The 11425-nt window shown below is 70.7% G+C and carries 9 protein-coding genes; 6 read left to right on the top strand and 3 right to left on the bottom strand.

Translation table 11 applies throughout. The features are described from left to right. Positions 1–35 precede the first annotated feature (35 nt). Positions 36–539: a DUF3830 family protein gene (locus tag SLUN_RS14505; RefSeq protein WP_108148889.1), complete on the top strand. Its 504-nt coding sequence runs from the start codon at positions 36–38 to the stop codon at positions 537–539. A gap of 53 nt (positions 540–592) precedes the next feature. On the opposite strand, the gene SLUN_RS14500 is transcribed toward SLUN_RS14505, so the two are convergent. Next, positions 593–1999, bottom strand: coding sequence for an amidase (locus tag SLUN_RS14500; RefSeq protein WP_108148888.1), 1407 nt, complete (start codon positions 1997–1999; stop codon positions 593–595). Next, entirely contained in the window at positions 1980–2942 is a 963-nt protein-coding gene (locus tag SLUN_RS14495) for a D-2-hydroxyacid dehydrogenase (protein WP_108148887.1), read from the bottom strand. Before SLUN_RS14495 ends, SLUN_RS14500 begins: the two co-directional genes overlap by 20 nt. A 164-nt stretch (positions 2943–3106) precedes the next feature. On the opposite strand from SLUN_RS14495, the gene SLUN_RS14490 reads away from it, so the two are divergent. The 4 genes from SLUN_RS14490 (at position 3107) to SLUN_RS14475 (ending at position 7770) form a co-directional block, all read left to right on the top strand. Then, positions 3107–3943, top strand: coding sequence for a maleate cis-trans isomerase family protein (locus tag SLUN_RS14490; RefSeq protein WP_108148886.1), 837 nt, complete (start codon positions 3107–3109; stop codon positions 3941–3943). Beyond that, positions 3940–4665 (top strand): maleate cis-trans isomerase family protein, encoded by a 726-nt coding sequence (locus tag SLUN_RS14485; RefSeq protein ID WP_108148885.1) that lies wholly within the window; start codon positions 3940–3942, stop codon positions 4663–4665. Before SLUN_RS14490 ends, SLUN_RS14485 begins: the two co-directional genes overlap by 4 nt. 88 nt (positions 4666–4753) lie before the next feature. Beyond that, positions 4754–5845: an LLM class flavin-dependent oxidoreductase gene (locus SLUN_RS14480; RefSeq protein ID WP_175313455.1), complete on the top strand. Its 1092-nt coding sequence runs from the start codon at positions 4754–4756 to the stop codon at positions 5843–5845. A 209-nt stretch (positions 5846–6054) separates the two neighbouring features. Then, positions 6055–7770: a glycosyl hydrolase family 18 protein gene (locus SLUN_RS14475; protein ID WP_108148884.1), complete on the top strand. Its 1716-nt coding sequence runs from the start codon at positions 6055–6057 to the stop codon at positions 7768–7770. A gap of 76 nt (positions 7771–7846) precedes the next feature. On the opposite strand, the gene SLUN_RS14470 is transcribed toward SLUN_RS14475, so the two are convergent. Beyond that, positions 7847–9679, bottom strand: coding sequence for a putative bifunctional diguanylate cyclase/phosphodiesterase (locus SLUN_RS14470; RefSeq protein ID WP_108148883.1), 1833 nt, complete (start codon positions 9677–9679; stop codon positions 7847–7849). Between the two features lie 339 nt (positions 9680–10018). On the opposite strand from SLUN_RS14470, the gene SLUN_RS14465 reads away from it, so the two are divergent. Next, on the top strand, positions 10019–11317 hold the full coding sequence (locus SLUN_RS14465; RefSeq protein ID WP_108154741.1) for a M6 family metalloprotease domain-containing protein: 1299 nt from the start codon (positions 10019–10021) through the stop codon (positions 11315–11317). Positions 11318–11425 lie beyond the last annotated feature (108 nt).

Below are 11425 nucleotides of genomic sequence, written 5' to 3'. Positions count from 1 at the left end.
CGGCTACCCGGCTCCACGCGGGGTATGCGTACGAGATGGCCGACCGATACGTGACCGTAGCCCTCGACAAGCGCGGTGTGCGCTGCACCGCGAAACTCCTGGCCGACAAGGCCCCGCTGACCTGCGCGGCCGTGTGGGACGCGCTGCCCCTCGCCGGGGATGTGTACCACGCGAAGTATGCCCGTAATGAGATCTACGCCCTGCTCCCGGCGTTCGCCGAGCAGGAGCCACCGCTGGAGAACCCGACGGTGACTCCCATCCCGGGTGATCTCTGCTATTTCACCTTCTCCGATGTGCAGTTGGGCACGGCGTCGTACGGATACGGCGAGCAGGCCGCCCACCACGGCCGCCGTACCGTCGTCGACCTCGCCCTCTTCTACGAGCGCAACAACCTGCTGATCAACGGCGACACCGGCTGGGTCCCCGGCATCGTCTGGGGGACGGTGGTCGAGGGCCTCGACCTGATGGCCGAGGCCTGTCAGGACCTGTGGCGGGCGGGCGCGTTGGGCGAGACCCTCAGTTTCCGACGAGGTGGATAGATCTCAGCCTCGCCGGCTTTCGAGGCGCGGGGGTCGGGGGGCGGAGCCCCTGGTTACCCCGCCGGCGCGGGTGCCGGAATCGCCGCCACGCCCGATTCGTACAGCGCGTGCGCCGCCCGCAGCACCAGCGCGTCCGCATGCCGCGCCCCGATCAGCTGGACCCCGATCGGCAGCCCGTCCTCGTCCACACCGCACGGCACCGTCGCGGCGGGCTGCTGCGTCATGTTGAAGGGGTACGTGAACGGCGTCCATCCCGTCCAGCGCCGGTGCCCCGAGTGCGCCGGGACCTCAACCCCCGCCTCGAAGGCGGTGATCGGCATGGTCGGGGTGACCAGCAGGTCGTACGAGGTGTGGAACCGCCCCATGCGCCGGCCGAGCGCCATCCGGTTGTCCGTGGCCACCAGATACTCCAGCGCGCTGCGGCGCTCCCCGATGGCGGCGATCTCGAGCAGCCCCGGGTCCAGGAGCGCGCGCTGGTCCGCGCCGACGCGCTGCACCAGCCGCGCCGCACCGCTGAACCACAGGGTGTGGAAGGCCTCCAGAGGGTTGCCGATCTCGGGATCGGCCTCCTCGATGTACGCGCCGAGTCCGGCCAGCGCCCCCACCGCCCGCCGCACCGCCGACGCGACCGCCGGCTGCAACGCCACCTGGCCGCCGAAGGACGCCGAGTAGGCGATGCGCAGCCCCTTCACCCCGTCGTTGAGGGTCTCGCGGACGCTGCCCACCGTGCCCAGATGCGACCAGTCCCGCCAGTCCTCGCCGCTGATCACGTCCAGCATCAGCGCGGCGTCCGCGGCGTCCCTGGTCATCGGGCCGACATGGGACAGCGTTCCGAAGGGGCTGGAGGGGTACAGCGGCACGCGTCCGTACGTCGGCTTCAGCGCGAAGATCCCGCAGAAGGACGCCGGGATCCGGACCGAGCCGCCACCGTCCGTGCCGATCGACAGCGGACCGGCGCCCAGCGCCACGGCCGCCGCGCTGCCGCCGCTGGACCCGCCCGACGTGCGGCCCAGGTCGTGCGGATTGCGCGTCACCCCGTTCAGCGGGGAGTCGGTGACCCCCTTCCAGCCGAACTCGGGCGTCGTCGTTTTGCCGAGGAAGACCGCGCCGTGCGCGCGCAGCCGGGCGATGGACGGCGCGTCCTCGTCCCAACTGCCGCTCGTGCCAACGGTCTTGGAGCCGCGCAGGGTCGGGGCGCCGCGCTGCAGCAGGACGTCCTTCACCGTCACGGGCACCCCGTCGAGCAGCCCCTGCGGTTCTCTCCTGTGCCACCGCTCGGCGGATGCCGTCGCCTGGGCGAGTGCCTGCTCGGCATCGACCCGTACGAAGGCGTTGACCAGCGGTTGCACCGTCTCGATCCGGTCCAGCGCCGCTCTGGTCGCGTCGAGGGGGGTGAAGTCGCCCTTCTCGTAGCCGGTCAGCAGTTGGCGTGCGGTCAGGTCAGTCAGCGGAGACGTCATGCATGGGGACGTACCCACGTTTCTTGTCCACCACGTTCGGGAACGGCTTTCCGGCCTCCCATAGTTCGTACAAATCGACGAACTGCTCACCCAGACGGTCCCGCCAGCCGACCGTGTCGCCGCTCATGTGCGGCGAGACGATCAGCCCCGGAACGTCCCACAGCGCACTGTCGGGCGCGAGCGGCTCGGAGACGAAGACATCGAGGGCCGCACCCGCGATCCACCGCTTGTTCAGCGCGGCGACGAGATCGTCCTCGAGCACCAGCGGGCCCCGCCCCACATTGATGAAGCGGGCTGACGGCTGCATCAGACCGAAGCGCCGCGCGTCGAACATCCCGCGTGTCGCGTCGGTGAGCGGCGCGGCGCACACGACCCAGTCGGCGCGGGCGAGCAGCGGATCGAGATCCTGCGCGCCATGGATTCCGGGGCGCTCGGTGCGGCCCACGACCGCCACGGTGACACCGAGCGCCTCCAGCGTGCCGGCCACGGCCCGGCCGATCGGGCCCGCGCCCACCACCGTCGCCCGGGTGCCGGCCACCCGCAGTCCCTCGCGGTGGCGCCAGCGCCGCTGCCGCTGGAGCTCCATGGTCCCGGGGAGGTCCTTCGCCATGGCGAGCACCAGCCCCGCCACGTACTCGGCGATCGGTTCCTCGAAGACACCCCGGGCATTGGTGAGCACCGTGTCGGAAGCGACCAGCTCGGGGCAGAGCAGCCGGTCCACTCCCGCGCTCGGGGTGTGCACCCAGCGGGGTCTCGGACCCTCGCCAGGCCAGGCGAGACGGACCGCGTCGGAGGTGAAGTCCCACACCAACAGGACGTCTGCGTACGGGAGTCGAGAGGCGAGTGACTGCTCGTCGGCGTACTGGACGCGGACCCGTCCGGTCAGTTTGCCGAGGCGCGGCGGGGGGTCCGCCGCCAGCACGAGAAGGGTGGGTTCAGACATCAAGCGGAAGCCGTTCCGATGGGGGCACCTCCCGTGCCCGAAGGGCATACGGGGGAGTCTGACATGTACGGATTGACCACGCTCGCACCCGAACCTACCGTCGTCAACAACACGTCAGGTCGAGCCCGGCACGATCGACCGGACAGGACCTGAGGGGGCCTGCGATGGATGTCTCCTTTCTCGGCGGACCACAGCCGCAGCGCGGTGTCGGAGTGGTCGCCCCGTTCGATTTCGCTCTGGACCGGGAGCTGTGGCGCTGGGTCCCCGACGATGTCTCGCTGCGTCTGACCCGTACGCCTTACGTGCCCGTCGAGGTCTCCCTGGACCTGGCCCGCCTGGTGAGCGAGCACGAGACGCTGCGCGAGGCGGTACGGGCCCTGGGCGCCTCCGAGCCCGAGGTGGTCGCCTACGCCTGCACCTCGGGCAGTTTCGTCGGCGGTCTGGCCGGGGAGCGGGCCATGTGCGAGGCGATGAGCTCGGCGGGGGACGTGCCTTCCCTGACCACGTCCGGCGCCCTGCTCGAAGCGCTCGACGAGCTGGGCGCCGGCCGGATCGCGCTGGTCACGCCCTATACGGAGTCGGTGACCCAGGCATTGGAGGAGTATCTGGGAGAAGCTGGGGTAACGGTCACGGGCCGCGCTTTTCTCGGGCTGACCCGGCACATCTGGAAGGTGCCGTACCGGTCGGTCGTGGACATGGCCAGGCAGGCGGTGGTGGGCGCGGCGGACGCGCTCTTCATCAGCTGCACGAATCTGCCGACATACGACGCGATCCCCCAGCTGGAGGCCGAACTGAGGATGCCGGTGCTCTCGGCGAACCAGGTGACGATGTGGGCGGCGCTGCGCGGGATCGGGGTGCACGCGGTCGGCCCGTACCAGGGGCTGCTGCTGCAGCCGGAGGCCGCGGTGGTCGCGGAGCACGAAGCGACGTCGGTTCCGCCCGCCCAGCAGGCCCAGGCGGCTCAGCAGGCTCAGCCCGAAGAACCGGAAGGCTGGACATGACGACGGTCGGACTTCTCTACCCCGGACATTCCGCCGAGGGCGACTACCCGCGGTGTGAGGTGCTGCTCGACAGCGACATCAGACTGCCCGTCTTCCACACCGACATCGGCGAGGACGCGCACCGCGTCGACGCACTGCTGCGGATGGGTTCGGCGGAGCGGCTCGCCGCGGGCGTGGAGGAGCTGCGGCTGGCGGGAGCGGAGTCGGTGGTGTGGGCGTGCACCAGCGGGAGTTTTGTGTACGGCTGGGAGGGCGCGCACGAGCAGATCCGCGGGCTCGCGCGGGCGGCGGGACTGCCCGCGTCGAGCACGTCGTTCGCGTTCGCACATGCCGTACGGGAGCTGGGCGCGGTTCGGGTCGCGGTCGCCGCGACCTACCCGGACGACATCACGGCCCTGTTCACCGCCTTTCTCAAGGCGTCCGGGGCCGACGTCGTCGCGGGCCGGGCGGCCGGGATCGTGACGGCGGCGGAGGTCGGCACCTGGGGCCGGGCGGAGGTGCTGGAACTGGCGCGCGCGGGCGACCACCCGGACGCGGAGGTGGTGCTGCTGCCGGACACGGCCCTGCACACCGTGGCGTACCTCCAAGAGCTGGAGGAGATGCTGGGCAAGCCGGTCCTCACCGCGAACCAGGTGACGGTGTGGGAGGGGCTGCGGCTGGCGGAGCGCAGGGCGTGGCTGTACGGGCCGAAGCTGGGGACGCTGTTCCAGAAGCGCGAATGACCACGCGCGGGCGGGCGGCGCGGGAATAAAGCGGAGAGAGCCTCCTGTTTGCCTGTGCTGTACGTATCTTCATGCGCGGGAGGCATCGGTGGACGACGCGAAGCAGGGCGACGCGATTCGGGGCACGGCGATCGGGACCGCACCCGTACCCCTGTCCGTACTGGATCTGGTCACGGTCGGCAGCGGGCGCACCGCAACCGACGCCCTGCGCACCAGCGTCGACATCGCCCGGCTCGCCGAGAGCCGCGGGTTTCACCGCCACTGGGTGGCCGAGCACCACTCCATGCCGGGCGTCGCCTCGTCCTCGCCGGCCGTGATCCTCGCCCACCTCGCCGCGCACACCGAGCGCATCCGCCTCGGCTCCGGCGGCGTGATGCTCCCGAACCACGCACCGCTGGTGATCGCCGAGCAGTTCGGCACGCTCGAGGCGCTCGCCCCGGGCCGGGTCGACCTGGGCCTCGGCCGTGCGCCCGGCACCGACGGCGCGACGGCCGCCGCCTTGCGGCGCACGGACAGGCTCAACGAGGGCGCGGACGACTTCCCGCAGCAGCTCGCCGAACTGACCCGCTTCCTGGACGACGACTTCCCCGACGGGCATGCCTACGCCCGTATCCACGCCGTCCCCGGCCCGGTCCAGGGTCCCTCGGCCCGCCCGCCGGTCTGGCTGCTCGGCTCCTCCGGCTTCAGCGCCCGGCTGGCCGGTGTGCTCGGGCTGCCGTTCGCATTCGCACACCACTTCTCGGCGCAGAACACCATCCCGGCCCTCGACCTCTACCGCGACTCCTTCCGCCCCTCGGGGATCCTGGACGCCCCGTACGCGGTGATCGGTGTCTCCGCGCTCGCCTGTGACGACGAGAAGGAGGCCCGCCGCCAGGTGCTGACGGGCGCGCTGTCGATGGTCCGGCTCCGCACGGGCCGTCCCGGTCTCATCCCCACGCCCGAGGAGGCGGCGGCGTACGAATTCAGCTCCATGGAGCAGGAGTTCGTGGACAGCTGGCTGTCGAATGTCATCCATGGCACCCCGGACGCGGTGCGTACGGGTCTGGACGACCTCCAGAAGCGCACCGGCGCCGACGAGTTGATGATCACGGCCAATGCGCACGGCGGCGGTGAACGGCTGCGCTCGTACGAACTGATCGCCGACGCGTACGAACTGCCGGGTGGAGTGGTTCATTCCTGAACTGCCTGTCCGGGAGCCCTTAAAGGGGTCTTAAACCGCTCGTCACCGATGGTGGCGAGCGGTTCTGCATGCCGGGGTGTGCGTCTGACAAGCGGTTTCTTGTCAGAATTGGTCTAGTCCTTCTTTGGATCAGACCATTGACGCGGAAGTGGCCGGATCGCTATCTCTACTCCAACTCCCGTTAAGCACACCCCCCTCGGAGGCAGCACGTGCGCTCCCGCAGACCCTTGCTCGCGGCCCTGACGACCGCGGCGCTCGCCGCCGGCGCCCTGGCCGGATTCGCAGGCCTCGGCACGGCCGCCGGCCCGGCCGACGACCTCACCACCGCAGCCGCCTCCACCGGCGGGGTGAAGATCGCGTACTACGACCAGTGGAGCGTGTACGGCAACGCGTTCTACCCCAAGCACCTGGACACCCGGGGCATCGCGGGCAAGGTCGACGTCATCAACTACTCGTTCGGCAATATCCACCCCACCGACCTGACCTGCTTCGAGGCGAACAAGGCCGCGGGCGACGACGCCAACCCCAACGCGGGTGACGGCGCGGGCGATTCGTACGCCGACTACCAGAAGTCCTTCGTGGCGGCGGACAGCGTCGACGGCGTCGCCGACACCTGGAACCAGCCGATCGTGGGCGTCTTCAACCAGTTCAAGGAGCTGAAGGCGAAGTACCCCCAGCTGAAGATCAATATCTCGCTGGGCGGCTGGACCTACTCGAAGTTCTTCCACGACGCCGCGAAGACGGACGCGAGCCGCAAGAAGCTGGTCGCCTCCTGCGTCAAGCAGTACATCCAGGGCGACCTGCCGGTCGAGGGCGGCTACGGAGGCGCGGGCGCGGCCGCCGGGATCTTCGACGGAATCGACATCGACTGGGAGTACCCCGGCTCGGCGAACGGCCACCTCGGCAATCACTACGGACCCGAGGACAAGGCCAACTTCACCCTTCTGCTGGCCGAGTTCCGCAAGCAGCTGGATGAGTACGGCACCGCGCACGGCGGCAAGAAGTACCTGCTGACGGCGGCGCTCCCGGCCGGCCAGGACAAGATCAAGTACATCGAGACGGACAAGATCGGCGCGTACCTCGACTACGCGAACATCATGACGTACGACATGCACGGCGCCTGGGACGCGGACGGCCCGACGTACCACCAGTCGCCGCTGTACTCGCCCGCCTCCGACCCGACGGACCCGATCGCGCCCGGCACCCAGAAGTACTCGATCGACAACGCCATCGACGCCTGGCTCGACGGCAACGCTGCGTACGGCATCGCGGGCGGCTTCCCCGCGAACAAGCTGACGCTGGGGTACGAGTTCTACTACCGCGGCTGGAAGGGCGTCCCGGCCGGCGCGAGGAACGGCCTCGCCCAGTCCGCCACCGGCGCCTCGGCCGCCCGCCCGGTCAGCCAGCAGGCGGGTATCGCGCACTACAAGGAGCTCGGCGGGATCGTCGACAACGCGGCGACGACGTTCTGGGACGACGAGGCGAAGGCGGCGTACTTCTACAAGGACGGGGAGTTCTTCACCGGCCTCGACAAGCGGGCGATCCAGGCCCGTGCGGACTACGCGCACAACCGGGGGCTGGCGGGCGCGATGATGTACTCGCTGTTGGGGCTGGACGCGAACGCGACGCTGTTCAACGACATTGTGACGGCGGTGGGCAGCTCGCCCAACCCGGACCCGACGCCGACTCCGACGCCGTCCCCGTCGAACCCGACACCGTCGCCGTCCCCGTCGAACCCGACGCCGTCCCCGTCCGACCCGCCGTCGGGCTGCTCGGCGGCGGCCTGGTCCAGCACCGCGGTCTACACGGGCGGCGGACTGGTCTCCCACAAGGGCCACACCTGGAAGGCGCAGTGGTGGACCCAGGGCGAGGAGCCGGGCACGACGGGCGAATGGGGCGTGTGGCTGGACCAGGGCGCGTGCTGACCTGACCCGGGGCGCCGCCCCGGCCCCCGCGCCTCAATCGCCGGCGAGGCTTGAGTTGCCTGCCGCAGCCGGCAACTCAAGCCCGTCCGGCGATTGAGGACACGGCCGAAGGCCGTACGATCAGCTCCGCGATCCGCTCCGGCGCCACCGCCCGCGAGTACAGCCAGCCCTGCCCCGTATCGCATCCGATCCGCCGCAGCCGCGACGCCTGTCCCGCCGTTTCCACGCACTCCGCCGTGACCGTCAGGCCCAGCCGGTGCGCCAGTTCGACCATCGCCTGCACGATCGTCTCGTCCGCCGGGTTCGGGTGCGCCTCGTCCTGGAAGCCGCGGACAAACGATCCGTCGAGCTTCAGCACGGATACCGGCAGCCGGCTCAGATACGCCAGGTTCGAGTACCCGGTCCCGAAGTCGTCGATCGCGATCCGCACACCCATGTCGCTCAGCTCCTGGAGTGCCTGGAGCGGGCGGCCCGCCGAGCCCATCACCGCGGACTCGGTGAGCTCCAACTGCAGCAGACGCGGCGCGAGACCCGTCTCCGCCAGGATCCCGGCCACATCCGCCACCAGGTCGGAGTCCCAGACCTGCCGTACGGCGACGTTGACGCTCACGAACAGCGGCGGGGCGTCCGGGTGGTCCTTCTGCCACTGGCGGGCCTGGCGGCACGCCGTACGCAGCACCCACCGCCCGAGCTGCACGATCGAGCCGTCCTCCTCCGCGATCGCGATGAACCGATTCGGCGCGAGCGTGCCGAACTGCGGGTGGTTCCAGCGCACCAGCGCCTCAACGCCCCGCGTGACCCCGTCCGCCATCCCCACCAGCGGCTGGTACTCCAGCGCGAACTCCCCGCGATCCACGGCGGGGCGGAGCGTGGAGGACAGCGCCTGACGGGTCATCCGGTGCGCGTTGCGCTCGGGGTCGAACAGGGTCCAGCGGGCCTTGCCGTCCGCCTTCGCCCAGTACAGCGTGGTGTCCGCGGCCTGCATCAGCCCCGTCGCGCTCGTCCCGGCGACGGCCCGCTCCACGACCCCGATCGACGCCGAGACCGAAAGCCGCTGCCCGGCCAGGTCGAACGGCTGCTGGAGCGCGGCAAGTACGGACCTGGCGAGATCGGCGAGCTGTTCCGTACCGGTGGAGTCCTCGACCAGGATCGCGAACTCGTCGCCGCCGAGCCTGGCGACCAGATGGCCGCCGCTGCGCGTGTGGCCGTCGCTGTCGGCGCACTCGGTCAGCCGGGTGGCGACGGCGGCGAGCAGCCGGTCGCCGACCCGGTGCCCGAGGGTGTCGTTGACCGCCTTGAAGCCGTCGAGATCCAGGTAGCAGAGGCCGATCCGCCCGGTGGAGCCATGGTCGTACGCCGATGACTCCAGCGCCGCCGAGAGCCGCTCGAAGAAGAGCGTGCGGTTGGGCAGCCGCGTCACCGGGTCGTGCATCTGCAGATGCCGCAGCCGCGCGTGCAGTTCGCGGCGGTCACTGATGTCCGCGATGGAGAGCATCACATTGCGGCTGTCCGGCACGGGCGCGACGGTGACCTCCGCCCACAGCGTGCGCCCGTCCGGGTGCTTGAGCCGCCGTGTGCAGCGGAACCGGGAGCGGCGGCCGCGCAGCACTTCGCGGTACGCGTGCCAGGTGCGGCCGTCCGATGCGAGGTCGACGAGATCGGCCGCGTGCTGATCCAGCAGGGCCACCGGCTCGGTGCCGAGCAGCGTCGCGAAGGCCTCGTTGGCTGTGACCACGACGCCCTCGTGGTCGACGACGGCCATCGCGAGATGCGCGGCGCTGAACGCGGCCCGGTAGTCGCGCAGTTCGGCGACGGACCGGCCGACGTCGTGACGCTCTGTGACCGGCGGCCGCGTGCTACCGGGGACTGCGACTCCCGCCGGCCCTGTTCCTTCGGAGGTTCCACTCACCGCTCGCTCCCGCAGTGCAGTTGTGTGTCGTACAGGGTCGTACAGATGTGGTCGGGAAGAGGTCGGACAAGAAAGTCGGGGAAAGTGAGCCGATCATAGGGGCAGGCGCGTGGGCCGTTCCAGCGACGCCGTCACGAGGCAGGCCATCCGCGGGCCACGGCCGATCGTTTCTGCACAGGTCTTGGCGGGGGTCGACTCCGCCCTGACCGAATGTGACGTTCCGTGAGCCATCGGAGTGTCGGCGGGTCTCGGGTCGGTGTCGGCCCGGTGTCGGGTCGGTCACCCGACTGGGGCAGTCGGACAGGGCGTACCACCCCAAAGCAACACAGGGTGGGTGAGATGTCCCGCATTCCGCAGCCGGAGGTCCACGTGGAGGGTCAGCACTCACCCGAGGGAACACCCGTGGGAGTGGCCGGGGGAGTGGAACGTGCGCGCCTGCGCAGCGCCGCGGCCGCCCTCACCTCCCTCGTGGCGCTCGCCGCCACGGGCCTCGTGGCCGGCCCCGCGGTCGCGTCGACATCGGCGGGTCCCTGCGCGCTGCCCCGCACCCCCGCCCACCACTCCCTGGGCGTCGACTCCTGGAACTCCGCCTACCCGCGCCCGGACCGGAACCTGGACGCGGTGATGATCTTCCTGTCGTTCCCGGACTCCGTACCGAGGAACTCGCCGGACGAGCTCGCGGCCGACCACTTCCCCGCCACCAGCCGGTTCTTCGAGCGCGCCTCGTACGGAAAGTTCGCGCTGCGCCCGCATCCCCAGCGCCAGTGGGTGCCGATGCCCAAGGCCTCCACCGCGTACGGGATAAGGCGGGACTGGGACTCCGCGCGGCGCGGCGCGTATCTGCGCGACGCGGTCACCGCGGCCGACCCGGCGGTCGACTTCTCCCGCTACGACATCGTCTATCTGGTCGCCGACCCGGACGCGTCCGGCGTCGACGCGGATGCGACGAAGGTCGTCAACCTCGACCGGCCGCTGACGGCCGACGGCACCGACATCAAACGGGTCGTCACCGTCTTCGAGCGCCATCCGCCGGACCGCAATGTGCTCGCCCACGAGACCGGGCATGTCTTCGACCTGGCGGACCTCTACCACCGGCCGGCGGACGGCAAGGGCGACTGGGACACCTACGTCGGGGACTGGGATGTGATGGGCAGCCAGTTCGGGCTCTCGCCCGATCTCTTCGCCTGGCACAAGTGGAAGCTGGGCTGGCTGGACCGGGCGGCTGTGCGCTGCGTGCAGAAGACGGAGCTGATCACCCTGGAGCCGGTGGCGGCGGCGCCCTCGCCCGGCGGGAGCCTCGGCACGCGGCTGGCGGTCGTCAGGACCGGGGAGGACACGGCTCTCGCGATCGAGGCGCGTGCTTCGACCGGCAACGACGAGTCGACCTGTACGGAGGGTGTGCTGCTGTACCGCGTCCGGGCCGAGACGGCATCGGGCAGCGGCCCGATCGAGGTGTTGGACACCCACCCCGACAGTGAGGCGTGCTGGGACGAGTCGGTGTACCCGCCGCTCGCGGACGCGCCGCTGGTGGTCGGCGAGACGTTCACGACGCCGGGGGCGCCGGGGGAGCGGACGAGGGTGGAGGTGCGGGACCGGACGCGGACGGGCGCGTGGACGGTGAAGATCACCACCGCGTAGGGCGGCGGTGCGGTCCGGTGCGGTCCGGTGCCGTGCGGTGCGGTCCGGCGTACGAAAGTGCGGGCGCACGAAAAGGCCCCTCGCTCTCACGAGGGGCCTTTTCCGTCT

It is taken from the genome of Streptomyces lunaelactis (genome assembly GCF_003054555.1).
GTDB classification, from domain to species: Bacteria; Actinomycetota; Actinomycetes; order Streptomycetales; family Streptomycetaceae; genus Streptomyces; species Streptomyces lunaelactis.
The sequence above is the reverse complement of the archived record's forward strand: the minus strand, read 5'-3'. Positions and strand labels throughout refer to the sequence as shown.